At 65.1% G+C, this 23,479-nt stretch carries 23 protein-coding genes; 12 read left to right on the plus strand and 11 right to left on the minus strand.

What is annotated here, in order from left to right; translation table 11 throughout:
• Positions 1 to 12 precede the first annotated feature (12 nt).
• Positions 13 to 327, plus strand: coding sequence for an antibiotic biosynthesis monooxygenase (locus NFG57_RS05015; RefSeq protein ID WP_045991811.1), 315 nt, complete (start codon positions 13 to 15; stop codon positions 325 to 327).
• Between the two features lies 1 nt (position 328).
• Here NFG57_RS05015 and NFG57_RS05020 read toward each other — a convergent pair whose 3' ends face one another.
• Positions 329 to 1,291 carry an AEC family transporter gene (locus tag NFG57_RS05020; protein WP_348815534.1) on the minus strand — a complete coding sequence of 321 codons (963 nt, stop codon included), beginning with the start codon at positions 1,289 to 1,291 and terminating at the stop codon, positions 329 to 331.
• Between the two features lie 205 nt (positions 1,292 to 1,496).
• Between NFG57_RS05020 and kdgD the strand changes: the two genes are divergently transcribed.
• The 4 genes from kdgD to NFG57_RS05040 all read left to right on the plus strand — a co-directional run bounded on the left by kdgD (position 1,497) and on the right by NFG57_RS05040 (position 5,732).
• Positions 1,497 to 2,414 carry a 5-dehydro-4-deoxyglucarate dehydratase gene (gene kdgD / locus NFG57_RS05025; protein WP_108449790.1) on the plus strand — a complete coding sequence of 306 codons (918 nt, stop codon included), beginning with the start codon at positions 1,497 to 1,499 and terminating at the stop codon, positions 2,412 to 2,414.
• Positions 2,415 to 2,850: 436 nt separating this feature from the next.
• Complete coding sequence (locus NFG57_RS05030; RefSeq protein ID WP_348815535.1) at positions 2,851 to 3,657, plus strand: alpha/beta hydrolase; 807 nt, start codon at positions 2,851 to 2,853, stop codon at positions 3,655 to 3,657.
• Positions 3,654 to 4,526 (plus strand): alpha/beta hydrolase, encoded by an 873-nt coding sequence (locus NFG57_RS05035; protein ID WP_348815537.1) that lies wholly within the window; start codon positions 3,654 to 3,656, stop codon positions 4,524 to 4,526. The genes NFG57_RS05030 and NFG57_RS05035 overlap by 4 nt, the downstream gene beginning before the upstream one ends.
• 177 nt (positions 4,527 to 4,703) lie before the next feature.
• On the plus strand, positions 4,704 to 5,732 hold the full coding sequence (locus NFG57_RS05040; protein WP_045991798.1) for a patatin-like phospholipase family protein: 1,029 nt from the start codon (positions 4,704 to 4,706) through the stop codon (positions 5,730 to 5,732).
• 181 nt (positions 5,733 to 5,913) lie between these two features.
• Here NFG57_RS05040 and NFG57_RS05045 read toward each other — a convergent pair whose 3' ends face one another.
• Positions 5,914 to 6,501 carry a Smr/MutS family protein gene (locus NFG57_RS05045; protein WP_045991797.1) on the minus strand — a complete coding sequence of 196 codons (588 nt, stop codon included), beginning with the start codon at positions 6,499 to 6,501 and terminating at the stop codon, positions 5,914 to 5,916.
• Between the two features lie 264 nt (positions 6,502 to 6,765).
• On the opposite strand from NFG57_RS05045, the gene prmB reads away from it, so the two are divergent.
• The 5 genes from prmB (at position 6,766) to phaC (ending at position 12,248) form a co-directional block, all read left to right on the plus strand.
• The gene (prmB, locus tag NFG57_RS05050; protein ID WP_231498478.1) at positions 6,766 to 7,737 is read left to right on the plus strand and encodes a 50S ribosomal protein L3 N(5)-glutamine methyltransferase; all 972 of its coding nucleotides are present in this window, start codon (positions 6,766 to 6,768) and stop codon (positions 7,735 to 7,737) included.
• Between the two features lie 10 nt (positions 7,738 to 7,747).
• Positions 7,748 to 8,833, plus strand: a complete 1,086-nt coding sequence (gene aroC, locus NFG57_RS05055) for a chorismate synthase (RefSeq protein WP_348815538.1) — start codon at positions 7,748 to 7,750, stop codon at positions 8,831 to 8,833.
• Positions 8,834 to 8,964: 131 nt separating this feature from the next.
• Entirely contained in the window at positions 8,965 to 9,345 is a 381-nt protein-coding gene (locus NFG57_RS05060) for a hypothetical protein (protein WP_108131482.1), read from the plus strand.
• Positions 9,346 to 9,630: 285 nt separating this feature from the next.
• The gene (locus NFG57_RS05065; protein ID WP_045991793.1) at positions 9,631 to 10,173 is read left to right on the plus strand and encodes a phasin family protein; all 543 of its coding nucleotides are present in this window, start codon (positions 9,631 to 9,633) and stop codon (positions 10,171 to 10,173) included.
• A gap of 236 nt (positions 10,174 to 10,409) precedes the next feature.
• Positions 10,410 to 12,248, plus strand: coding sequence for a class I poly(R)-hydroxyalkanoic acid synthase (phaC, locus tag NFG57_RS05070; RefSeq protein WP_222515515.1), 1,839 nt, complete (start codon positions 10,410 to 10,412; stop codon positions 12,246 to 12,248).
• Positions 12,249 to 12,475: 227 nt separating this feature from the next.
• Here phaC and lnt read toward each other — a convergent pair whose 3' ends face one another.
• The 5 genes from lnt to miaB all read right to left on the minus strand — a co-directional run bounded on the left by lnt (position 12,476) and on the right by miaB (position 17,969).
• On the minus strand, positions 12,476 to 13,966 hold the full coding sequence (lnt, locus tag NFG57_RS05075; RefSeq protein WP_348815539.1) for an apolipoprotein N-acyltransferase: 1,491 nt from the start codon (positions 13,964 to 13,966) through the stop codon (positions 12,476 to 12,478).
• 60 nt (positions 13,967 to 14,026) lie between these two features.
• The gene (locus NFG57_RS05080) at positions 14,027 to 14,893 is read right to left on the minus strand and encodes a transporter associated domain-containing protein (protein ID WP_045991790.1); all 867 of its coding nucleotides are present in this window, start codon (positions 14,891 to 14,893) and stop codon (positions 14,027 to 14,029) included.
• A complete protein-coding gene (gene ybeY, locus NFG57_RS05085; RefSeq protein ID WP_222515513.1) occupies positions 14,890 to 15,396 on the minus strand; it encodes an rRNA maturation RNase YbeY in 507 nt (168 codons plus the stop codon). The genes NFG57_RS05080 and ybeY overlap by 4 nt, the downstream gene beginning before the upstream one ends.
• Positions 15,393 to 16,484, minus strand: coding sequence for a PhoH family protein (locus NFG57_RS05090; RefSeq protein WP_045991788.1), 1,092 nt, complete (start codon positions 16,482 to 16,484; stop codon positions 15,393 to 15,395). The genes ybeY and NFG57_RS05090 overlap by 4 nt, the downstream gene beginning before the upstream one ends.
• Positions 16,485 to 16,625: 141 nt before the next feature.
• Positions 16,626 to 17,969, minus strand: a complete 1,344-nt coding sequence (gene miaB, locus NFG57_RS05095; protein WP_348815540.1) for a tRNA (N6-isopentenyl adenosine(37)-C2)-methylthiotransferase MiaB — start codon at positions 17,967 to 17,969, stop codon at positions 16,626 to 16,628.
• 468 nt (positions 17,970 to 18,437) lie between these two features.
• Between miaB and NFG57_RS05100 the strand changes: the two genes are divergently transcribed.
• Both NFG57_RS05100 and NFG57_RS05105 read left to right on the plus strand, forming a co-directional pair.
• Positions 18,438 to 19,064 (plus strand): TIGR04211 family SH3 domain-containing protein, encoded by a 627-nt coding sequence (locus tag NFG57_RS05100; RefSeq protein WP_108131485.1) that lies wholly within the window; start codon positions 18,438 to 18,440, stop codon positions 19,062 to 19,064.
• Between the two features lie 20 nt (positions 19,065 to 19,084).
• The gene (locus tag NFG57_RS05105) at positions 19,085 to 19,720 is read left to right on the plus strand and encodes a thiopurine S-methyltransferase (protein WP_045991785.1); all 636 of its coding nucleotides are present in this window, start codon (positions 19,085 to 19,087) and stop codon (positions 19,718 to 19,720) included.
• Between the two features lie 88 nt (positions 19,721 to 19,808).
• Here the strand turns inward: NFG57_RS05105 and NFG57_RS05110 are convergent, their stop codons facing one another.
• The 4 genes from NFG57_RS05110 to cysT form a co-directional block, all read right to left on the minus strand.
• On the minus strand, positions 19,809 to 20,396 hold the full coding sequence (locus NFG57_RS05110; RefSeq protein ID WP_045991784.1) for a YajG family lipoprotein: 588 nt from the start codon (positions 20,394 to 20,396) through the stop codon (positions 19,809 to 19,811).
• Positions 20,397 to 20,633: 237 nt separating this feature from the next.
• Positions 20,634 to 21,776 (minus strand): TOBE-like domain-containing protein, encoded by a 1,143-nt coding sequence (locus tag NFG57_RS05115; RefSeq protein WP_213231530.1) that lies wholly within the window; start codon positions 21,774 to 21,776, stop codon positions 20,634 to 20,636.
• Complete coding sequence (gene cysW / locus NFG57_RS05120) at positions 21,773 to 22,600, minus strand: sulfate ABC transporter permease subunit CysW (protein WP_108449783.1); 828 nt, start codon at positions 22,598 to 22,600, stop codon at positions 21,773 to 21,775. Before cysW ends, NFG57_RS05115 begins: the two co-directional genes overlap by 4 nt.
• Complete coding sequence (gene cysT / locus NFG57_RS05125) at positions 22,600 to 23,463, minus strand: sulfate ABC transporter permease subunit CysT (RefSeq protein ID WP_108131489.1); 864 nt, start codon at positions 23,461 to 23,463, stop codon at positions 22,600 to 22,602. The genes cysW and cysT overlap by 1 nt, the downstream gene beginning before the upstream one ends.
• Positions 23,464 to 23,479 lie beyond the last annotated feature (16 nt).

Consider the following 23,479-nt stretch of genomic DNA (forward strand, 5'->3'; position numbering starts at 1 on the left):
GAAGGGACGCCCATGAGCTTTTTCGTCAACAACCGCATCTTCGTCAATCCGGGCTTCGAGGACGAGTTCGAAGAGCGCTTTCGCCGTCGCGCTGGAGAGATCGACAAGCAGCCGGGCTTTGTCGCCATGCGTGTGCTGAGGCCGCTGGGCAACCAGGCGCCCTACGTGGTGGAGACCCAGTGGGAGAGCCAGGCGGCGTTTCGTGCCTGGGTCGGCAGCGATGACTTCAAGCGTGCCCACGCCAACCCGCTGCCGGCAGAGGCCACCCGCGAGGGCGGCGGTATCGAGCAGTTCGAGGTGGTCGAGGGGACTGAAGCCAAGGGCTGAACTAGATCAGCCCGTTGAGCCGCAGGGCGAAGACACCCACCGTCACGCTGATACTGGCCACCAGAGTGGTGAGGGCGATGATATTGGCCGTCAGGATCTCATCGCCGCCCATGGCCTTGGCCATCACAAAGGCCGCCGCCGCGGTGGGGCTTGCGAAGAATAGAAACAGCACGCCCAGCTCGGCACCACGAAAGCCAAGCCCCAGCGCCGCCAGGGTGGCCACCAGCGGGATCACCACCATCTTGGCGAAGCTTGCGCTGACGGCGGTGCGATAGCTGGTCTTGAGCGCCCGGGTGGAGATGGTGGCGCCGATGCAGATCAGCGCCAGCGGCAGGGTCAAGGAGGCAAAGTAGTCACCGGTGGTCTCGATCCACTCGGGCAGGCTGACCTGCAGCGCCGCCAGGGGCGTGGCGACCACAACCGCCAGGATCAGCGGATTGGTCAGGATATGGCGGAAGATGCTGTTCCAGTCGATGGCCTTGCGCCGGCCGTCCTCGTCCAGTTGGTATGCCGCCAGCACCACCACCGACAGCACGTTGTAGCAGAGGATTACCACCCCCAGCAGCAGACTCCCCAGCGATAGCCCCACCTCGCCGTACATGCCGTGGGCGAGTGCCAGGCCAACCACTCCGCAGTTGCCGCGAAAGGCGCCCTGTACATAGACCCCGCGCTGGTGACGCTTGACCCTAAGCGCAGCGTAGCCCCAGGCGAGCACGAAGCTTGCAATGGTGGCCAGTGCGAAGAAGGCCAGCATCCAGGGGTTCAGGGTGTGTTCCAGATCGGCGCGGATCAGGCTGAGAAAGAGCATGGCCGGCAGGGTGGCGCGAAACACCAGTCGCGACGCCGTATTGACGAAGGCCTGATCGATCCAGCCGAGTCGCTTGAGCGCAATGCCGATAAACACCATGGCAAACACCGGCAGGCTGATGTTGAGCGTCGACAGGAAGACATCGATCAATGACATGGGCGCGCTGTGAAGCCTCTTGATGGTGGCGCCGGGTCGTCCACAAGGGATCAGAGAGGTGCGCCTTGAACTTTGGTCTCAATTTACCATAGCGTCCCTTGTCAGTCCTGAAACAAGTCGCTAACTTGTACTTTGTATGATGTATGACATGACGGGGAGTCGAAACCCTCATGTCCGTTCACGACGAAGACAGGAGGACGTTTCGGTGAAATTTTCCCATGCACAGGTCAAGCAGGCGATCAGCGATGGTCTGCTGTCGTTTCCGGTCACGGACTTCGACGCCGAAGGACGTTTCGACGCCGAGAGCTATCGCGCGCGTCTCGAGTGGTTCATCAGCCACAAGATTTCGGCGGTGTTCGTCGCCGGTGGCACCGGCGAGTTCTTCAGCCTGTCGCTGGAGGAATTCCGTGCGATCGTCCGTCTGGCCGTGGAAGTCGTCGATGGTAAGCTGCCGGTGATCGCCAGCGCCGGTCTGAGCGTGGCCACCGGTTCCGAGTTCGCCCGCATCGCCGAGGAAGAGGGCGCCGACGGTATCCTGCTGATGCCGCCTTACCTGACAGAGTGTCCCCAGGACGGCCTGGTGGAATACGCCAGCCGGATCTGCCAGTCCACCAGCGTCAGCGTGATCTATTACAACCGTGGCAACGGCGTGCTCAACGCTCAGTCCGCCAAGCGGCTGGCCGACGCCAACCCCAACCTGGTGGGGCTCAAGGACGGCAAGGGCGACATGCAGGCGCTCAACCGCGTGATCAAGACCGTCGGCGACCGACTGGCCTACGTCGGGGGCGTGCCCACCGCCGAGATCATCGCCGAGGCTTACCTGGCGGTGGGCGTAAACACCTACTCCAGCGCGGTGTTCAACTTCGTGCCGGACATGGCGGTGACCTTCTACAAGGCCCTGCGTGCCGGTGACAGCGACACCGTGCGCAAGATCTCCCGCGAGTTCTTCCTGCCCTTTGTCGCCCTGCGCGACCACAAGGCAGGCTACGCCGTCAGCCTGATCAAGGCCGGCACCGACCTGATCGGCCGTCCGTCCGGCGCGGTGCGTGCCCCACTGGAAATGCCAAGCGATGATGAGCGCAAGCAGCTCGAGCAGTTGATCGAGCGCGCCCGTTCCTTCTGATTCATGACGTTCGATGCTGGCGCTGCCGCGTCGACAGTCCCTGAAGCTAACCCTTCGCCAGGGAGGGACGCCAGGACGTCGGGGGAGGGCACGAGAGGTGGCGCGGCAGGGCTTGGCTCATAACGCACGCCATCATCACTTTTCAGCGAGACAGGGTCGGCAAGTCAGCGGCAGTGAGACGGGGTCAGGGAGAGATATCAGCGCGCCAGCCAGAGTCCGATGACCACCGCCACGGCCACGGTGGTGAAGAACAGACGGTTGCGCAGGCGGGTATCGCGGGCGGGTTTACGGGACACGCGTTGCTCCTTGGTAGCGGGGAGTCAGGGGGAATTCCGGGGAATCTAGGCTTTGGTTCACTTGGCGGCCTAGGGTAATGCCGTTAGCCTGCCAAGGCTACAGCGGCGGGTCGCCGCCTCTCATCGGATGAGACAGAATCATGCCAGATACCCCAACCTTGCTGTTCGCCCACGCCAATGGCTTTCCCGGCGGCAGTTACAGAAGCCTGCTGGCACCACTCGCAGAGCGCTTCGACGTCCAGCCGCTCGATCGCCTCGGCCACCATCCCGATTTTCCCGTGGGCCACAACTGGTTGGCATTGCGTGATGAATACCTCGAGAGCACCCGCCACCTGGCCGGACCCTTTATCGGTGTCGGCCACTCCATGGGCGGGGTGATCACCGCCATGGCGGCGCGCCAGGAGCCGGAGCGGTTCCAGGCGGTGGTGATGCTCGACCCGCCGCTGATGCTGGGCATCGACGCCTTGGCCATGCGCGTCAGCAAGTGGCTCGGCATGGTGGATCGAGTGACGCCGGCAGGCAAGAGCAAGGGGCGCCGTACCCGTTGGAAAAGCCGTGATGCGATGCGCGCTCAACTTCGGCGCAAGGGTCTGTTTCGCAGCTTCACCGAGGAGGCGCTGGACGACTACATCGATGCCGGCACCACGACCCTGGAGGACGGCGCGGTGGTGTTGAGCTATGACCCGGATATCGAGGTCGAGATCTTCCGTCATCTGCCCCACCATCTGGATCGTCTGCCCACGGAGGTACGAGTACCTCTGGGTGTGCTGGCAGGGGAGACGTCTGACTTGCTGACCGAGGCACGTTGCCGACGTCTCAGCCGGCGCGGTATCGCCCTGGACAGGGTGCCCGGCAGTCATATGTTTCCGATGGAGCAGCCCGAGGCAACGCGACGCGCCTTGCTTGCCATGATCGACCGTCTGCTGGGCGAAGGGGCAACGCAATGAAGCCAGCGGGAGAAGCGCTTCGCCTGGCACAGGGGCGCCTGGCCGCACTGGCCTGGGGAAGCACGGAGGCGCCGGTGTGGCTGGCGCTGCACGGCTGGCTCGACAACGCCGCAAGCTTTGCGCGTTTAGCGCCGGTGCTGGCCGAACGGCTCGATATACGCCTGGTGGCCATCGACATGGCCGGCCATGGTCACTCCGAGCGGCTGCCCGGTGACTACGACTACGCCATCTGGGACTACTGCCACGACCTGCTCGATGCGCTGGATGATCTCGGACTGGATTGTGCCCCGGTGCTGGCTCACTCCCTCGGCGCCGGGGTGGCCTGCCTGGTCGCCGCGGCCTGGCCCGAACGCATCGAGCGCCTGGTGCTGATCGACGGTCTGGGGGCCTTGACCACCCCACCTGAAGATACCGCTGGCCAGTTGGGGCGTTCGTTGCGGGCCCAGCGTCGCCGTCGCTCGCGGATTCCTCATTATGCCGATCTGGATACCGCGGTGGCGGCGCGGGTCGCCGGTGGCGCCACCCCGGTGGATGCCGAGACGGTGCGCGACATCGTGGCCAGGAACCTGACCTCCAGCGACGAGGGCGGCCTGCGGCTGCGCACCGACCCGCGCCTGCTGCGCCCCTCCCCCGTGCGGCTGACCGATGACCAGGTCGCGAATCTGCTCGAGGCTATTGCCTGCGAGGTACTGCTGGTCGAAGGGCGTGACGGTATTCTCGGGGAACGTCCACGAGGGGTGGCTTCGCGAGCACGCGTTCGCCGCCTGACCCGTCGCGTGCTGGAGGGCGGACACCATCTTCATGCCTCGCCGCAGCACGCCCCCGCGGTGGCCGATGCCATCGTCGAGGCGTTGTCCGCAACACCTTGATCGAAAAGACGATCTTGGCAGCCAGTCGGTGGATGAGTCTTGGCCGCTGCGCCGTGACAGGCCGCGTAAGCTTTTCCACGGTGGGTTAGTCTAAGCTTATAGACAGGCCTGCGAGTGCGAGGCATGCGCTGTTCAAGCGCTGCCCGCGCGGCCAATCCGCAGCAGGAGGGCATTGCCATGACCGTCTATCGCCACGATTGTCCCCCGGGATCGAGCGGCAAGCGCATTGCGCTGACATTGGGTAGTGGTGGTGCCCGAGGCTATGCCCACATCGGTGTGCTGCAGGAATTGGTCGCCCGCGACTATGAAGTGGTGGCTATCTCGGGGTGCTCCATGGGCGCCCTGGTCGGGGGCATCTTTGCTGCGGGGAAGCTCGAGCCCTACCGTCAGTGGGTCGAGGAGCTGGGCTCCTTCGGCGTACTTCGCCTGCTCGACATGTCGTTCACCTCCATGGGTGCCATGCAGGGCAGGAAGGTGATGAGCAAGATCGAGTCGTTTATCGGTGACGTCGCCATCGAGGACCTGCCCATTCCCTTCACCGCGGTGGCGACCGACCTGATGCGCCAGCGAGAAGTGTGGTTTCAGCGGGGGTCCCTGCTCAAGGCTATCCGTGCCTCCATCGCCATACCCGGGGTCTTCACGCCGGTCGAGGATGGGCCTCGGCTGCTGGTCGATGGCGGTCTGCTCAATCCGCTGCCGATCATCTCCAACGTGTCGGTCCACGCGGACCTGGTGATGGCGGTCAACGTCACCGCCAACAGCCCCAACCTTGTCTCTCTCGAGGAGTTGCTGCCGGTGGAGTGCCCGAGCTGCGATGAGGCCCGAGGCGGTAAAGGTACCAACGGAGAACGCCGCAGGGGCGATCGACGCGGTGCGCTGATGGCGCGGCGTTTTCAGGAAAGCGCCGAATCGGAGGCCGAAGCCGACCGTGCCGAGCGCGGTAATGCCGCGCTGGGGCGCAAGGACTGGGGGCGGCTGGCCACCATCCTGACCTCCTTCGACATCACCCAGGCCGCGTTGGCGCGCTACAAGGAGGCGGGCTATCCGCCGGACATCCTGGTGGAGATACCCAAGACCGTCTGCGGTTCCTTCGAATTCCACCGTGCCAGGGACCTGATCCGTCTGGGGCGTCACCTGACCTGCCAGGCGCTGGATCGCATCGAGACCTGCGGTATCGTCGAGCAGACCGAAAAGCCCGCAGGCTGACTCAGGGCGTCTGGCCGCGCCGTCTCAACAGCACGTAAACCGCACCGGTGCCGCCTTCGGCGTCGGTGGCAGGGGGTGAGAAAGCGAAGGCCAGTAGGCTTGGCCATTCTCCTGAATTTCTAGAGAGCCAGGCGTTGCCGCGAGTTCGTGGCAGGGACTCAAGGCGTCTGTCTGAACGGCCTCAGGGCGTTTGTCCGCGCCGTCTCAACAGCACGTAAACCGCACCGGTGCCGCCTTCGGCGTCGGTGGCCGAACAAAACGCCAGCACGCTCGGCCATTCTCTCAACCACGCATTGACGTGACTCTTGATCACCGGATAGTCGGCGGTGGCGCCCCAGGCCTTGCCGTGGACCACGATCACGCAGCGATGACCACTGGCCACCGAGTCACGCAGAAAGCTCTCGAGTTCCGAGCGAGCCTCCTCGAGGCTGTAGCCGTGCAAGTCCAGGCCGCCTTCCCAGCCGATCATCCCGCGCTTCAACTGGCTACGGGTGCGATAGGGCAGGTCGGGAAGGGCAAAGTCCAGATACTCCGATGGGCGTACCGGTTCGACTCGGCCATCCGAGGTGCGCCCGGTGGCCACGTCATCACCCGCGCTGACGGCGGCAGCGCGGCGCGCGGCGGCGGCCTGATCTCGCTGGGCACGGGTGGTCGGACGCGGCTTGCCGGTGTCGGCGCGGTTGTGGCGGATACGACGGACACCTGCCTGCTCCAGGGCCTGGCGAAACGCGCTGATCTCGTCGTCGGGCGGTGGCTGGCGCTGGCTCATGGGGTCCTCGGGTCCGGTAAAAGGGAGGCCCAGTATACCGTGGTGGCCGTGGCAGTGAACCGCCGGCACGGATACAATGCCTTGCGAGTCAGATAGCCATCTATATCGCTATCTCGATCTCTATCTATATCGCTATCCAGGATCTTGCATCTGCCTTCGCCCCTGGAACGGAAGGGGCCTTCCCGTGAAGGTCGTCGAAGGCGGTGATGGTCCATGCGATCCTGGCGCACGCCTCTTCTTGAACCCGATCGACAGGATGCCCTCTTGGCCGACTCTTCCTCCTCTCCGTCCACTTCCAGGTCTTCGACGCTGGCGCTCCCCGACGCTGAATTGGCCGACGGCCTGTTCACCCTGCGCGACTGTCTGCGTTGGGCAACCAGCGAGTTTCACCTGGCGGGGCTGACCTATAGCCACGGCACAGACAGCGCCTGGGACGAGGCGGTGGCACTGGTGCTTGGGGCCTTGCATCTGCCCTGGAACGTGGACCCCGGCGTGCTGGATGCGCGGCTGCTGCCGATGGAACGCGAGCGCATCGTCGGCCTGGTGCGCGCCAGGATCAGCGACAGGCGGCCCTTGCCCTACCTGCTCGGCGAGGCCTTCTTCGCCGGGCTTGTGTTCAGTGTGGACGAGCGGGTGTTGATTCCGCGCTCGCCGATTGCCGAGTTGATCGAGTCGGGCTTTCAGGCCTGGTTCCCCGAGGAGCCGCCTCGGCGCATCCTCGACCTGTGCACCGGCTCGGGCTGTATCGGCATCGCCTGCGCCGAGTATCTGCCTACCGTCGAGGTGGACCTGTCCGATATCAGCCAGGACGCCCTGGCGGTGGCCCGTGAGAACATCAATCGCCACGACGTAGGCCGGCGCGTGCGCGCGGTGCACAGCGACGTCTTCGATGGCCTGGAAGGGCAGCGTTACGACTTGATCGTGTCCAACCCGCCCTACGTCGATATCCGCGACCTGACCACCATGCCGGAGGAGTTCCGTCATGAGCCGGCGCTGGCGCTGGGGGCGGGCAGCGATGGCCTTGATATCGTCAGACGTATCCTGCGCGAGGCAAGAGCGCACCTCAGCGACCACGGCGTGCTGATCGTCGAGGTCGGCAACTCCGATCATCATCTGGAAGCGGCCTTCCCCGAGGTTCCCTTCCTGTGGCTCGAATTCGAGCGCGGCGGCCAGGGCGTGTTCGCCCTCACCGCCGAAGAACTCGACGCCCATGCGGCGTCCTTTGCACAACAATAGAGGAGCGCCCATGTCCGGCAATACCTTCGGCAAGCTGTTTACCGTCACCACCTTCGGCGAGAGTCACGGGCTTGCGCTCGGCGCCATCGTCGATGGCTGCCCGCCTGGCATCGAGCTCAGCGAGGCCGATCTGCAGGCCGACCTGGATCGTCGCCGTCCAGGCACGTCGCGCCATACCACCCAGCGTCGCGAGCCTGATCAGGTAAAGATCCTGTCGGGCGTGTTCGAGGGACGCACCACCGGTACCTCGATTGGCCTGTTGATCGAGAACACCGACCAGCGCTCCAAGGACTATTCGAAGATCAAGGACCAGTTCCGGCCGGCCCACGCCGACTACACCTATCACCACAAGTACGGCGAGCGCGACTATCGCGGTGGCGGACGTTCCAGTGCCCGCGAGACCGCCATGCGGGTGGCCGCCGGGGCCATCGCCAAGAAGTACCTGGCGAGCCAGGGCATCGTGGTGCGTGGCTACATGAGTCAGCTTGGCGAGCTGGCCATCGAGTTTCGTGACTGGGAGGCGGTCAACGACAACCCCTTCTTCTGTCCCGACCCCGAACGGGTGCCGGAACTCGAGGCCTACATGGACCAGCTTCGCCGTGACCAGGACTCGGTGGGGGCGAAGATCACCGTCACCGCCGAAGGGCTGCCGCCCGGGCTTGGCGAGCCGGTGTTCGACCGCCTCGATGCCGAGCTGGCCCACGGCCTGATGAGCATCAACGCGGTCAAGGGCGTCGAGATCGGTGACGGCTTTGCCAGCGTGGCCCAGCGTGGCAGCCAGCACCGTGACGAGATGACCCCGGAGGGTTTTCTGTCGAATCATGCCGGTGGCGTACTGGGAGGCATCTCCAGCGGCCAGACGCTGATCGCTCACCTGGCGCTCAAGCCGACCTCCAGCATCACCATTCCTGGGCGCTCCATCGACGTGGACGGCAATCCGGTGGAGGTGGTAACCAAGGGACGCCACGATCCCTGCGTGGGGATTCGTGCCACGCCCATCGCCGAAGCGATGATGGCGCTGACCCTGATGGACCACCTGCTGCGTCATCGCGCACAGAACAGTCATGTGCGAGTCAGCACACCACGGCTACGCTGAATCGCAGAGCATGACAGGACTGCTACACTCAAGTAACTGTGGCAGGGAAGGTGCAGGATGCAGGCATCTTTGCGCCCGATAGCGCGGGCTACCGGCGCCACACACCGCCATACAAGGATCACGAGGCCAGCATGAAGATCAACGTCGAATTCGATCTGACCCCGGAAGAGTTACGCCAGGCATTGGGGCTTCCCAATATCGAGGCCTTCCAGCAGGACCTGCTCGATCGCATTCATCGGCAGATGGAGTCCGGTGTCGAAGGCTACGATCCGATGAGCCTGATGCAGCCGTTCCTGCAACAGCCGGCGCTGCAGCAGGGACTGTCCCAGGGGCTTGCCAGTTTCGGCAACTATCAGAAGATGATGATGGATATGCTGACCCAGGCCGCCCAGAGCGCCAAGGGTTCTTCTGCCAAGGATGACAAGGCCGAGGAGGCGTCAAGCTCCGCGGCGTCGCGGTCCAGTGGGGCGGCCAAGGCCAGCTCGCGCAGCGCCAAGGGCGGCAAGAGCTAGCCAGGTGCTCGTCAAGTGCCCGCCAGGGGCCCGCAGGAAAGCGGCCACGGGTATGGCGGGGAGGGCAGATTCGCCGATGGCGAGGGTGCGGGGCGTCTTGATGCACAATCGCGCAGGAGGCGACGCCTGTCATGGCGTTGTCACCGAGGGTGTGCCAGACTGAGTTTGTTGCGCTGCAACAACGCTGTCCTCAGCATGCTTCCTGGACGGAGGCTCCCTGGCGGACAGTGGCAGCGGATTGCCGAGTGGACAGACACCATCGACACGATTCCAGGAGGTTCGGTCATGCAAGACAAGATGTTCGACAACTTCAACGAGCAGACTCGTCAGTTCTTCGAGCCGATGCGCAAACTCAACTCCCTGATGCTGGACAACATGCAGAAGATGTCCCAGTACCAGATGGAGTCGATGAAGCGCTATAGCCAGATGGGTACCGAGCGCATGCGTGAAGCCACCGCGATCAACGACGCCGAGGGGCTGCGCGACTTCTCTACCCGTCAGGCCGAGATGCTCAACGAACTGTCGGCGCAGATGCTCGAAGATGCCCGCGCCATGAGCGAAATGAGCCTCGAGTTCAAGAGCGAACTGGAGTCGCTGTTTGCCGAGTCCGGCCAGCAGCTTGCCGATCAGGCGACCCAGGCCCGCGACCAGGCGACCGAGGCGGTCGAGAAGGCCACCCAGCAGGTCACCGAGGCAGCCGAAAAGGCCACCCAGCAGGCCAGCCAGGCGACTTCACAGGCGGCCTCCCAGGCCTCGTCTCAGACCAGCAGCGCCAGCAAGTCGACCGGCGGAACCGCCAAGGCGACCTCCAGCCGCAAGCGCACTTGAGGCAAGCGGGTCTGAGGCAAGCGCACCTGAGACAAGAGTACTGTTGGACGTGCCAATGAGTGAGCGGCCGCAGGCGAGTGCAGGCATTGGCGTGAAGCGCCTGCCGCACGACGGCATAGACAGCGGTGGCCGACTCGCCCCCCAACAACGATGACGAAACGAGGGTGGATAGCTGCGACGCCGCGAGGCCGACGGTGGTCCACCCTTTTTTGCAGGGCAGGCCAGAGGAGAACGCAATGGCGGCAGGTGATCAGGCGGCGGACAACCCGGAGGAATGGGGCAACCAGCTATCGGTGCTGGGCGCCGAGTACCAGGCGTTGATGGAAGATTTCCTTTCGCGCATGGTGCCCAATGACGCAGCGGATTCGGTGATGGAGGACATTCGCAACAGCTTCCAGGCCGGTGCCGAATCGCTGATGCGCAATCCCACCCTGCTATGGGAGACCCAGGCCAAGCTGATGCAGGATCAGATGGCGCTGTGGCAACAGGCCATGGCGGCGGCCAGCGGTGGCGCTTTCGAGCCCTTGGTGACGCCGTCCCGCGGCGATCGCCGCTTCAAGGACGAGGCCTGGACCAGCGATCCTGGCTACAACGCCATCATGCAGCAGTATCTGCTGTTCTCGAACACCGTCGAGACTCTGGTGGACAAGCTCGACGATCTGAGCCCCGGCGAGAAGCGCAATCTGTCCTTCTACGCGCGTCAGATGGTCAACGCCATGTCGCCGACCAACTTCGTCTCCACCAATCCCGAAGTCATGCGCAAGACCCTCGAGACCCGGGGCCAGAACCTGGTCGACGGTCTGTCGCGTCTGCGCCAAGACCTGGCCAACTCGGCCGAGGGTCTTAACGTCACCATGACCGATCGCAGCGCCTTCGAGGTCGGTGAAAACATCGCGGTGTCACAAGGCGCGGTGGTGATGGAAAACGAGCTGATCCAGCTGATCCAGTACGCGCCCACCACCGAGAAGGTGTTCAAGACGCCGCTGTTGATCGTGCCACCCTGGATCAACAAGTTTTACGTGCTCGACCTGCGCCCGGAAAACTCGCTGGTGAAGTGGCTGGTGGACCAGGGCCACACCGTGTTCCTGATCTCCTGGCGCAACCCCGGACCGGAGCAGCGCGATCTGACCTGGGCGGACTACATGCAGCTTGGCCCGATCGCGGCGCTGGACGGTATCGAGCAGGCCACTGGCGAGAAGTCGGCCAACTTCCTGTCCTACTGCATCGGCGGCACCCTGACGGCCTCGACCATGGCCTACCTGACCAGTACCCGGCGCGGGCGCAAGGCCAAGTCGGTGACCTACATGGCGACCCTGCAGGACTTCCGTGACCCCGGCGAGATCGGCGTCTTCCTGAGCGAACCGGTACTTCAGGGCATCGAAGCCAAGCTCGAGCAGGACGGTTACCTGGATGGCCGCGTCATGGCCTACTCGTTCAACCTGCTGCGGGAGAACGATCTGTTCTGGTCGTTCTACGTCAACAACTACCTGAAGGGCGAGGATCCTGCGGCCTTCGACCTGCTGTACTGGAATACCGACGGCACCAACCTGCCGGCGGGCACCCACGGCTGGTACCTGCGTCACCTGTATCAGGAGAACCAGCTGGTCGAGCCAGGCGGTGTCGAGCTCGACGGCGTCAAGATCGACCTGCGCAAGGTGTCGACGCCGAGCTACTTCATCGCCACCAAGGAAGACCATATCGCCAAGTGGAACAGCAGCTACTACGGCGCGCTGTTGCCCAAGGGCCCGGTGACCTTCGTGCTGGGGGGCTCCGGCCATATCGCTGGCGTGGTCAACCCGCCGCACAAGAACAAGTACGGCTACTGGACCAACGACGAGCTACCCGACAACCACGAAGAGTGGCTGGCCGGGGCCAAGGCCAATGAAGGCTCCTGGTGGCCCCACTGGCAGGAGTGGATGGTCAAGGGTGGCTACGTGGACGCCGACAAGATGGTCGATGCCCGCGAGCCCGGTGGCGGTGAGCTGCCGCTGCTGGAGCCCGCGCCGGGGCGTTTCGTCAAGACCAGCATCCCTGAAGTGCTGGGCGAGGCGGAGGACGACGAGGCCGCCGAGTAACGTTCGTCAGCGTGACAGGCAGGAGGGTATCCGAGGAACGCATCTGGCCCTTGGTACCCGCCTGACGCTCGTACACTGATCCGCACTGTTGCAACATGGTGGCAACACGGTTGCAACACAACAACGCCGCGAGGGCCTGAGCCCTCGCGGCGTTGTCGTTTGTGGTGAATGTCGTGCGCGGCCAGAGCGGCGTCGACGGTCGTTGGCTTGCGTCGGCTTGCGTTGGCTTAGTCCCGTCGGCGCCACAGTGCGCCCGCCAGCAGCATCAGCCCGGCGACGAGCCAGGTGGGCCAGCTACCGGTGCGGGTGAAGGGCGTCAGCCCCTGCATCGGCTGCACCTGACCGTCCAGGCGCGCCGTCTCGAACTGGGGCAGCTGGTCGAGCAGGCGGCCCTGATCGTCGATGATGGCGGTGATGCCATTGCTGGTGGCACGCATCACGTAGCGGCCGTTTTCCAGGGCGCGCAGCCGGGCCATTTCCAGGTGCTGGTGGGGGCCGATCGAATCGCCAAACCAGCTGTCGTTGGAGACGGTGAGCAGCAGTTCCGAATCACGGGCACGCTCGGCCACCAGGTCGGCGTAGATGATCTCGTAGCAGATGGCGTTGCCGAGGGTGTGACCGGCGGCGGTCATCGGCGGCTGCGTATCCGGTCCCGGCGTCATGGCAGGCATCGGCAGGTCGAAGAAGGCGATGGCGCCCCTGAGCAGGCTTTCCAGTGGCAGGTACTCGCCGAAGGGCACCAGGTGGGCCTTGCGATAGGCGCCACTGGCGTTGCCGTAGGCGCTAACGGCGTTGAAGAAGCGCCCGTCAGCGTCGCGCTGAAGGATGCCGGTCAACAGTGCCGTCTCGGGGGCCAGTGCCGCCTGGGCGCGGGCCATGATCGGCTGGGCCTGGTCCTCGAACATCGGCAGGGCGGCCTCGGGCCAGATGACGATGTCCGGCTCCACCGGGGCGGTCGCCTCCAGGTCACCGGTCATGCCCAGATAGGTATTGACCGCCTGGCGCTGGCCTTCTGGCAGCCACTTGATCTCCTGGGGCAGGTTGCCCTGCAACAGGGCCACGTTCAGCGGATCACCGGTGGGCGAGGTCCACTGGTTCGGCAGCAGCCAGGGCAGGCCCCACAGGGCCACCAGCGGCAGGGCGGCCAGCGGTCGTGGCCGCGCGAGCTCCGTCAGCAGCACACCGCTGGCCGCCACCACCAGCGACAGCATGTAGACGCCGCCCAGCGGCGCCAGCGCCGACAGCGGTGAGTCGACCTGGGTGCTGCCGAGCAGCAGCCAGGGAAAGCCGGTAAACAGCCAGGTCCTGATCCACTCCATCAGTACCCAGAAGCCGACGAAGCCGAGCCCGCCTGCCAGCGCGGTGGGGCGGGCCGGCATCAGGCGCCGGAACAGCCCCATCGGCAAGGCGACGAACAGCGCCATGCTGGCCACGAACAGGGCGGTCAGGAAGAACGCCAGCGGTGCGCTGGTGTAGCCATAGTCGTGGATCGATACGTAGACCCAGGAGGCGCCGCTTCCGAACAGTCCAAGGCCGTAACACCAGCCGCGCAACAGCGCCTGGCGTGCGCTCTGACGGTAAAGGCCGGCATAGACCAGGGCGGCGGCCAGCGGGGCCAGCCACCACCAGGAAAAGGGGGCGGCGGCGAGGGTCGTCAGCCCTCCGGCAATCAGGGCGGCAAGGTAGCCGGCCCTGCCGCCGAGCACTCGCTCGAGCATGGGGTCCATCCTTGGTGTGGGCGAGAAAGGCAAGGCGTCCCCGGACGGGGACGCACGGGTTCAGTCGTCGGTACGGCTTTCGGGTTCGACCTCGAGCAGCCGGATACGCCGATTGTCGGCGTTGAGCACGGTGAAGCGCCAGCCCCCGATCAGAGTATGTTCGCCGCGTGCCGGCAGGTGGCCGAAACGCTGCATCACCAGTCCTCCCAGGGTATCGAACTCGTCGTCGGAGAAGCGCGTGCCGAAGCGCTCGTTGAAGTCCTCGATGGGGGTCAGGGCTCGCACCGCGTAGCGGTCATCGCCCAGCTGGCGGATGTCCTCTTCCTCGTCGGTGTCGTGCTCGTCTTCGATGTCGCCGACGATCTCCTCGAGGATGTCCTCGATGGTGACGATCCCGGCGGTGCCGCCGTACTCGTCCACCACCACCGCCATATGGCTGTGGGTGTCGCGGAACTCCTTCAACAGGCTGTTGAGGCGCTTGGACTCGGGTACGAACATGGCAGGGCGCAGGACTTCTTCAAGCTGGAAGGGGCGGTCGTCGCTGGACCCCTGCAGCAGCGGCAGCAGGTCCTTCACCAGCAGGATGCCCTTGACCTCGTCGAGGTTCTCGCCGATCACCGGGTAGCGCGAGTGACCGGTCTCGAGAATGATCGGCAGGTAGTCTTCCAGCGGCTGATCGAGCTCCAGGGCGGTGACCTGGGAGCGCGGAATCAGCACCTCCCTGACCTGCTGGTCGCTGATGTTCAGGGCGCCTTCGATGATGGTCATGGCATCCTGCTCAAGCTTCAGGCGGCTGCCCGCCTGGCGCAGGAATTCGCGCAACTCTTCTCGCGAGCTGGGTTCGTCACTGTCGCTGGACAGGGCACTGAAGAGTTTGTCGAACCAGGATTTGTTGGGGGCCTGGCTACTCGATCGGTCTTCGCTCATGCGTCGGCTCTCTCGTCCTCGCTACCGGGATCCGGAGATGGGGCCGGCGGGGCGTAAGGGTCGTCAATGCCCAGGCCGGCAAGGATACTGCGCTCGAGGCCTTCCATGAGGTCGGCCTCCTCATCCTCGATATGGTCATGGCCCAGCAAATGCAAGGTGCCGTGCACAACCATATGAGCGTAGTGATCGATCAGCGACTTGTCCTGCTCGCGTGCTTCGCGCACGACCACCGGATGGCAGATCACCAGATCGCCAAGCAGCGGAAGCTCGAGGCCTGGCGGGGCCTCGAAGGGGAATGACAGGACATTGGTCGGGGCATCCTTGCCACGGTAGTCACGGTTGAGGGTCTGGCTCTCGTCGGCGTCGACCAGGCGAATCGTGAGTTCCGACTCCGCCCGTTCGGGGAAGTGGGCCAGCACGGCGTCGACCCAGCGCTCGAGGTCATCGACCTCTGGCAGGTCGCTGGCCTCGCTGGCCACCTGACGGTCCACGCAGGCGCTCATCGGTGGGCGTCTCCGTCACCGTTCATGGACTGTAGACGCTCGGCACGCTCCAGCCGACGCTCTTCGGCACGCGCCTCGCGGCGAGCGCGCTCCTCGGCTTCCTGGTTGGCCTCGAACAGGTCGTAGGCCTCGATGATACGCTGCACCAGCGGGTGGCGAACCACGTCCTTGGCGGCGAAGTGGGTCACCCCGATACCGGCGGTGTCCTTGAGCACATCGAGCACCTGGATCAGGCCGGAGCTCTGGCCCTTGGGCAGGTCGACCTGGGTCACGTCGCCGGTGATCACCGCGGTGGAGCCGAAGCCGATGCGGGTCAGGAACATCTTCATCTGCTCGCGAGTGGTGTTCTGGCTCTCGTCGAGAATGATGAAGGCATTGTTCAGGGTGCGCCCGCGCATATAGGCCAGCGGCGCGATCTCGATCACCTGGCGCTCGATCAGCTTGGCGACTTGCTCGAAGCCGATCATCTCGTACAGGGCGTCATACAATGGGCGCAGGTAGGGATCGATCTTCTGGGCAAGGTCACCGGGCAGAAAACCGAGCTTCTCGCCGGCTTCCACCGCCGGGCGCACCAGCAGGATGCGTCGCACCTGCTGCTGGTTGAGCGCTTCCACCGCAGCCGCCACCGCCAGGTAGGTCTTGCCGGTGCCGGCGGGGCCGATGCCGAAGTTGATGTCGTGGTTGCGGATGCTGGTGACGTAGCCCTGCTGATTGAGGCCGCGCGGCTTGATCAGGGTGCGCGGAGTACGAATCAGCACCTCGCCCTCGCCGGCGTCTTCTTCGGCGTCCTCGTCGAGGGCCTCGATGCCGGCTTCCTGCAGGAACAGGTGCACGGTGTCCGGGGTCAGCTCGGTGGCCTCGGCCTCACGATAGAGGTGTTCCACCAGGTTTGCGGCCGCCTTGACGCGAGCGCCGGGGCCGGCCAGCTGGAACATGTTGCCGCGGTTGCGCAGGGTGACGCCGAGCCGGCTTTCGATCAGCTTCAGATGCTCGTCGCGCTGGCCACACAGGTTGGCAAGACGGCGGGGCTCGTTGGGTTCGAGGTTGAGCGTGATGATGCGGTTGGCCTGGGTCGATGGCTGGCTCAAGGCGTGAAGAATCCGTGTTTGGGTGGCTTTGAAGGTTCAGCTTACTGCCCCGGCGTGGGCCAGGGCAATGCTCCGGGTCCTGTGCGTTGGCGATCGTCATGGTGAAACGGCCAAGCCGCCCGTCCCGGAGCAGGGCGAGCCTCAGTAGCGCTCGCCGGAAGCCAGTTCGCCACGCAGCGAGTTGGGCAGGGCCTCGGTGATCTCGACGTCGACGAAGTAGCCGATCAGCTCGGTGGGGTTGGCCGCGCGGAAGTTGACCACCCGGTTGTTCTCGGTGCGTCCGGACAGCTGGCCCGGGTCGCGGGGCGAGAAGCCGCTGACCAGCACACGCTGGGTAGTGCCCACCATGCGCCGACTGATCTGCATCGCCTGCTGGTTGATGCGCTCCTGCAGGATCGCCAGACGCTGCTTCTTGATCTCTTCCGGGGTCTCGTCGTCAAGCGCCGCCGCCGGGGTGCCCGGGCGAGCGGAGTAGACAAAACTGAAGGACACGTCGAAGCCGATGCGATGGATCAGGTCCATGGTCGCCTCGAAGTCCTCCTCTGTCTCGCCCGGGAAGCCGATGATGAAGTCCGAGGAGAAGCTGATGTCCGGGCGCAGGGCACGGATGCGCTCCATCTTGTCGACGTACTCTTCGACCGTGTGACCGCGCTTCATCGCCGCCAGGATGCGGTCGGAACCGGCCTGCACCGGCAGGTGAAGGTGGCTGACCAGCTCCGGAATCTCGGCGTAGGCCTCGATCAGGCTGTCGCTGAATTCCACCGGGTGCGAGGTGGTGAAGCGGATACGTTCGATGCCGTCGACCGCCGCCACGCAGGCGATCAGTTCGGCCAGATCGATTTCGTCGCCGTCGTCGTTGAGCCCGCGGTAGGCGTTGACGTTCTGGCCCAGCAGGTTGATCTCGCGAACGCCCTGGTCGGCCAGGTGGAAGACCTCGTCCATGACCGCCTCGAACGGCCGCGAGACCTCCTCGCCACGGGTGTAGGGCACCACGCAGAAGGTGCAGTACTTGGAGCAGCCTTCCATCACCGAAACGAAGGCGCTGGCGCCGTCGGAGCTGGGCTTGGGCAGGTGATCGAACTTCTCGATCTCGGGGAAGGTGACGTCCACCACGGAGATCTGGTTGTCACGGCTGGCATCGAGCATGCTCGGCACCCGGTGCAGGGTCTGGGGACCGAACACCATGTCGACGTGGGGGGCGCGCTTGCGAATGGCCTCGCCTTCCTGACTGGCCACGCAGCCACCGACGCCGATCACCAGATCGGGGTTGGACTGCTTGAGCTTCTTCCAGCGACCGAGCTGGTGGAAAACCTTCTCCTGGGCCTTTTCCCGAATCGAACAGGTATTGAGCAGGATCACGTCCGCGTCCTGTTCGTTGTCGGTCAGTTCCATCTGATGGGAGTCGCCGAGCAGATCCGCCATGCGGGCAGAGTCGTACTCGTTCATCTGGCAGCCGTGGGTCTTGATGAAGAGTTTCTTCGTCATAGCAATATGTCGGGCTCCCGGCCCGATGGGCACCAGGGGTGCCTGGTCACGTGAGTGGTGGTGAATGGGCGCGAGACTGGCGGTCGAACGACCGTGGCGCATGGTGGCGCATTATACGCACCCGGCCCGGGTGGGGCCAGTTTGCCGATGTACCGGCCAGGGACCAGGGCAGGGCGCGCGGAGATCCCGGTGGATCTTGGTCCACCGGCCGGGGTATCCCGGTGAGCCAATGTGATAGTCTTGCGGGCGGATGGGAACGCGGGCTGGCTATTTTATGACCATTTTGTGCCAACCCCAGGTGTCTCGCCCGCAGGACAGCGATGTCCAGCGGTTTTCCCGACACTTGTCCACAGGAGCTGTGGAACGTTTGTCACCCTCCTTGGTCTCATCGCACGTTGCGGCTTGGCAGGAAGCCGGCGCAGCGTCACTCGAGTCGCAACCGAGCCCAGATTAGCCAGGAAAGACGGCATGAAAACGCAATTTCTCAAGACAGTGACCCTGGGCCTCGCCCTGACCGGCGCCGCCCTGCCAGCGATGGCTCAGGACGACGGCACCTCACGGTGGGTGTCGGACGAACTCACCACCTATGTGCGCAGTGGCCCCACCGACGGCTACCGCATCGTCGGCACCTTGACCGCCGGCCAGCCGGTGACCCTGCTGGACACCTCCGGCGACTATTCCCAGGTCCGAAGCGACAGCGGAGACGTGGTCTGGGTCCCCAGCAGCGAATTGCAACAGACCCCCAGCGCCAGCGACCAGCTGCCCAAGCTCGAGGCAAGGGTGGAAGAACTCACCGAGGAGCTCGACGGCATCAACGAAAGCTGGGAAGAGCGCACTCGGACCATGACCGAGACCCTCGAGGTGCGCGAGAGCCGCATCGCCGAACTGGAAGCACGCAATCATGAGCTGGAGAGCGCCTTCAGCGATATCAGCGAGACCAACAAGGACCTCGAGGCTCGCCTGGAGACCCGCAAGGAAGACCTGCTGATGCGCTACTTCATGTACGGCGGGGGCGTCGCCGGGGCGGGCCTGATCGTCGGCCTTATCGTGCCGCACCTGCCGCGGCGTCGGCGCAAGCGCGACCGCTGGTTCTAGCACCCGGGACAGAGAATTCGATGCACGAACACTGGTTGAAACGCTGGGAAGAGGGGCGCATCGGCTTTCATCGCGATAGCGTTCATCCCGCACTGATCCGCCACTGGCCGATGCTGGGGGCGGTTCCCGGGACCAAGGTGCTGGTGCCGCTGTGCGGCAAGAGCCTGGACATGCGCTGGCTGGCCGAGCATCAACATCCGGTGCTCGGCATCGAGCTGTCGGAGCGCGCGCTCGAACAGTTTGTGGAAGATGGCCGAGGGGAGGTGTCGCGCTACCAGCAGGACGGTTTCGCGATTCTGCGTCAGGGCAGTATCGAGCTATGGTGCGGTGACTTCTTTCACTTCCATATCGCCCAGGCCTCGGAGATCGGCGCCTTCTATGATCGCGCCGCCCTGATCGCCTTGCCCGAGGCCACCCGCCAGCGCTACGCCTTTCACCTGGCCCAGCTGATACCGCCTGGCGCGCGGGGGCTGCTGGTCAGTCTGAGTCGGAGCGGCGACGACGGTCCGCCGTTCCATGTGGACGGCGCCGAAGTGAGGCGGTTGTTCGACCCCAACTTCATCGTCACCCACCTGGAAGACGGCGAGCCCGAAGCCAATGGCTTTCGTGAGTCGGTCTGGGCGCTGGTACGGCGTGGTCCCACCACCGACGAGTGATTGAGTGCATCAAACCAAAGCGCGCCACCCACAAGGGGCGGCGCGCTGTCGTGTGCCTGCCTGGCCCGCCCCGCGGGGCGGGCGAGCGTCAGCGGGCCAGCAATTGGCCCAGCTCCGGGTCGGCGAAGGCCCGGTTCAGACCGTCGGTGAGCAGGTCGGTGACCATGCGCTGATTGGTTGCCTTGTCCGGCTTCACCGCATAACTCTGCACGCGGCGCGAAGTGTAGGTGCCGGTGTAGGTCTGGCCGTCATTGCTGGCTTCGGCCTCGATGACGCTTTCCAGTCTGGCCTCGTCCACCAGCGGCTGACTCTGGCCGCGTTCATAGCTCAGCTTCTTCAGCGTCAGCGTCAGGCTGGGGCGGCCCGGAGCCGGTTCGGCGGTGGGGCTGAAGCCCATCTCGCGCACCGCCCGCTCCACCTCGGCCTGAAGCCTCGGCACGATCTCGTGGGGGCTGACGCTGATGGTGGCGGTGGAGCTTGCGCTGCCGCTGCGGGTACCGAGCACGTCCGAGGGGCGGTCATCGGCGGCGATGACGGTGACCGCCTGGCCAGAGCCGGAGGCCGGCACGGCCACGCTGCGCTTGGGGTCGGGCTGCAGATGGTGGGGGCTCGAGCAGGCGCTGAGCGCGAGCAGCGCGGTCACACCAGCGGCGCCCAACAGAAGGCGACGAAGCATAGGGGGAACTCCTTGTCGTATTATCGGTAGAAATCGCACCGTAGTGCGCACTCGTCGGACGAGGCTTTGCCTGGACGGGCGATAGTACGTCTATCAGAGGGGGGCGTGCAGCAAAAGTTCCTGGGCTGATCGAAGCGGACAAGGCCCGCTAGGCGGGCGTCTGCGCCGGATTCGCGGCGCTTGGACAGTGGCGCCACCCTTGGCGGCGCTTAGACGGTGGCGCCGGATTCTCGGCGCTTAGACAGTTGCGCCGGATTCTCGGCGCTTGGCACCACTCTTGGCGGATCTATCACCCGACACGTCCGGTTGCTGGCTATCGGGCCGACTGTCTGGATAGTGGTGCCAGTGGCGGGGCAGGGCGTAGACCCGGGAGCCACGGCCAAGTGCCAGGCGTTCGGCGTCGCCATGGCTCAGGGTCGCCATCCAGGGCTCGTCCATCCAGTCGGCGTTCAGCTCGATGCGCACTTCGGCGCCCACCGGGACCACCGCGGTGACCACCGCGGGCAGGTGAGCGTCGGCACTGGGGGCGGCGGCCACCTGTACCTCGTGGGGGCGCAGCAGGATCTCCTGAGGGCCGTCGTCCAGGTCCAGTGTCAGGCGCGCCTCACCGCAGGTCAGCACGCCGCCGCGAACCTCGCCTTCCAGATGATTGACGTCGCCGAGGAATTCGAACACGAAGCGATTGCGCGGTTGACGGTACAGCGTCTCCGGGGTGTCGATCTGCTCGATACGGCCGTTACTCATCACCACCACACGGTCAGACAGCTCCAGCGCTTCCTCCTGGTCGTGGGTCACGAACACGCTGGTGAAGCCCAGCTCGTCGTGCAGGTGCCTGAGCCAGCGTCGCAGCTCCTGGCGGACCTTGGCATCGAGCGCCCCGAAGGGTTCATCGAGCAGCAGCACCTCTGGCTTGAGCGCCAGGGCGCGTGCCAGCGAGACACGCTGCTGCTGCCCGCCGGAGAGCTGCGCCGGGAAGCGTTCGGCCAGGTGAGACAGCTGCACCATCTCCAGCAGTTGCATGACCCGGGAGCGGATCTCACCGCTGGAGGGACGCTCGCGGCGGGGCAGTACGGTCAGGCCGAAGGCGACATTGTCGAACACGCTCATATGGCGGAACAGCGCGTAGTGCTGGAACACGAAGCCGATACGCCGGTCACGTACGTGGACATGAGTCACGTCGCGTTCGCCGAAAAGAATGCGGCAGTCGGGGTGGTCGTCCGGTGTCTCGAGCCCGGCGATGATCCGCAACAGGGTGGTCTTGCCGGAACCGGACGGGCCCAGCAGGCCGATCAGCTCGCCGCTGTTGATGTCCAGGTCGATGGGAGACAGCGCTTGGGAGCGTCCGAAGTGCTTCTGGATATGGTCGAGACGAATGCTCATGTCAGGGCCTCCCGGCGCGTGGCGCGCCATTCGAGCGTGGCCTTGGCGGCCAGGGTAAGCAGGGCGATCAGTGCCAGCAGGGCGGCGCTGGCGAAGGCGCCGACGGTGTTGTAGTCCTGATACAGAAGCTCCACGTGCAGCGGCAGGGTGTTGGTCTCGCCGCGGATGGCCCCGGAGACCACCGAGACCGCGCCGAATTCACCCACCGCCCGGGCGTTGGTCAGGATCACGCCGTAGAGCAGGGCCCAGCGGATATTGGGCAGGGTCACCCGGCGAAACAGCGTAAAGCCGCGTGCGCCGAGGGTTACCGCCGCTTCTTCCTCGCGGGAGCCCTGGGCCTGCATCAGCGGGATCAGCTCCCTGGCGACGAAGGGGCAGGTGACGAAGATGGTCACCATCAGGATGCCGGGCCAGGCGAACATCAGCTGGATGTCGTGGGCATCCAGCCAGCCGCCGATCCAGCCGTTGCGGCCGTAGAGCAGCAGGTAGACCAGGCCCGCCACCACCGGCGAGATGGCGAAGGGGATGTCGATCAGTGTCTGCAGAAGGCGCCGTCCGGGGAAGGCGAAGCGGGTCACCAGCCAGGCCAGCATGACTCCGAAAACCAGGTTGACCGGGATCGTCAGCAGGGTGATGAACAGGGTCAGGCCGATCGCCGCCAGGGTGAAGTGATCCGTGACATTGGCGATGAAGGGCCCGACACCCTCGGCCAGGGCCTGGGCGAAGATGGCCAGCAGCGGTAGCAGCAGAAACAGTGCCGAGAGCGTTACCGCCAGCGCGATCAGGCTGCGCCTGAGCCAGGGGGCGTCACCGATTCGTTGCATCAGCCGCGTCCTCCGTGCAGTCGGCGGATAAAGCGTCCCTGCCACAGGTTGATCGCCAGCAGCAGCGCCAGCGAGGTCGCCAGCACCACCGACGCGATGGCCGAGGCCCCCACGTAGTCGTACTCCTGCAGCTTGACGAAGATCATCAGCGAGGTGATCTCGGTCTCGTAGGGCATGTTGCCGGCGATGAAGATCACCGCACCGAATTCGCCCAGGGAGCGCACGAAGGCGAGCCCGGTGCCGGTGACCAGGGCCGGCCACAGGTGGGGCAGGATGACCCGACGAAAGGCCACGCCGTCGCGGGCGCCCAGGCTCATGGCGGCTTCGTCGATTTCCGCGGGCAGGTCCTCGAGCACCGGCTGCACCGTGCGCACGACGAAGGGGATGCTGGTGAAGGCCATGGCCAGGGCGATGCCGACCCAGGTGTAGGACACCTGCCAGCCCAGCGGCTCCAGCAACTGTCCCATCCAGCCCTTGGACGAGTAGAGCGTTGCCAGGGTGATGCCGGCGACCGCCGTGGGCAGCGCGAAGGGCAGGTCCATCAGGGCGTCGAGCAGGCGCTTGCCGGGGAAGTCGTAGCGCACCAGCACCCAGGCCATCAAGAGCCCGAACACGGCGTTGACCAGCGCCGCCACCAGGGCGCCACCGATGGTGGTGACGTAGCTTGCCACCACGCGGGGTTCACTGATGATGAACCAGTACTCGGACAGCGACAGCCCCTTGAGCTGGCCGACCAGGCCGGTCAGCGGCAGCAGCAGTACCAGCGAGACGAAGGTGAGGCTGATGCCCAGAGACAGGCCGAAGCCCGGCAGCACGCGGCGCCGGGCGGATCGGGCAAAGGGCAGGGAGATGGCCTTGTGCATGGGATAGGTCGCTTGC

This window comes from Halomonas sp. H10-59, assembly GCF_040070555.1.
Classification (GTDB): domain Bacteria; phylum Pseudomonadota; class Gammaproteobacteria; order Pseudomonadales; family Halomonadaceae; genus Halomonas; species Halomonas litopenaei.

Bases quoted from the DNA above. Each gene is read 5' to 3' on its own strand.
- NFG57_RS05115 (WP_213231530.1), bottom strand. From the start codon at position 21,776: ATGAGCATTCGTCTCGACCATATCCAGAAGCACTTCGGACGCTCCCAA.
- NFG57_RS05035 (WP_348815537.1), top strand. From the start codon at position 3,654: ATGAAGCCAGCGGGAGAAGCGCTTCGCCTGGCACAGGGGCGCCTGGCC.
- aroC (WP_348815538.1), top strand. From the start codon at position 7,748: ATGTCCGGCAATACCTTCGGCAAGCTGTTTACCGTCACCACCTTCGGC.
- phaC (WP_222515515.1), top strand. From the start codon at position 10,410: ATGGCGGCAGGTGATCAGGCGGCGGACAACCCGGAGGAATGGGGCAAC.
- NFG57_RS05065 (WP_045991793.1), top strand. From the start codon at position 9,631: ATGCAAGACAAGATGTTCGACAACTTCAACGAGCAGACTCGTCAGTTC.
- NFG57_RS05020 (WP_348815534.1), bottom strand. From the start codon at position 1,291: ATGTCATTGATCGATGTCTTCCTGTCGACGCTCAACATCAGCCTGCCG.
- NFG57_RS05105 (WP_045991785.1), top strand. From the start codon at position 19,085: ATGCACGAACACTGGTTGAAACGCTGGGAAGAGGGGCGCATCGGCTTT.
- NFG57_RS05100 (WP_108131485.1), top strand. From the start codon at position 18,438: ATGAAAACGCAATTTCTCAAGACAGTGACCCTGGGCCTCGCCCTGACC.
- miaB (WP_348815540.1), bottom strand. From the start codon at position 17,969: ATGACGAAGAAACTCTTCATCAAGACCCACGGCTGCCAGATGAACGAG.
- ybeY (WP_222515513.1), bottom strand. From the start codon at position 15,396: ATGAGCGCCTGCGTGGACCGTCAGGTGGCCAGCGAGGCCAGCGACCTG.
- NFG57_RS05060 (WP_108131482.1), top strand. From the start codon at position 8,965: ATGAAGATCAACGTCGAATTCGATCTGACCCCGGAAGAGTTACGCCAG.
- NFG57_RS05015 (WP_045991811.1), top strand. From the start codon at position 13: ATGAGCTTTTTCGTCAACAACCGCATCTTCGTCAATCCGGGCTTCGAG.
- lnt (WP_348815539.1), bottom strand. From the start codon at position 13,966: ATGCTCGAGCGAGTGCTCGGCGGCAGGGCCGGCTACCTTGCCGCCCTG.
- NFG57_RS05030 (WP_348815535.1), top strand. From the start codon at position 2,851: ATGCCAGATACCCCAACCTTGCTGTTCGCCCACGCCAATGGCTTTCCC.
- cysT (WP_108131489.1), bottom strand. From the start codon at position 23,463: ATGCACAAGGCCATCTCCCTGCCCTTTGCCCGATCCGCCCGGCGCCGC.
- cysW (WP_108449783.1), bottom strand. From the start codon at position 22,600: ATGCAACGAATCGGTGACGCCCCCTGGCTCAGGCGCAGCCTGATCGCG.
- NFG57_RS05040 (WP_045991798.1), top strand. From the start codon at position 4,704: ATGACCGTCTATCGCCACGATTGTCCCCCGGGATCGAGCGGCAAGCGC.
- NFG57_RS05045 (WP_045991797.1), bottom strand. From the start codon at position 6,501: ATGAGCCAGCGCCAGCCACCGCCCGACGACGAGATCAGCGCGTTTCGC.
- NFG57_RS05110 (WP_045991784.1), bottom strand. From the start codon at position 20,396: ATGCTTCGTCGCCTTCTGTTGGGCGCCGCTGGTGTGACCGCGCTGCTC.
- NFG57_RS05080 (WP_045991790.1), bottom strand. From the start codon at position 14,893: ATGAGCGAAGACCGATCGAGTAGCCAGGCCCCCAACAAATCCTGGTTC.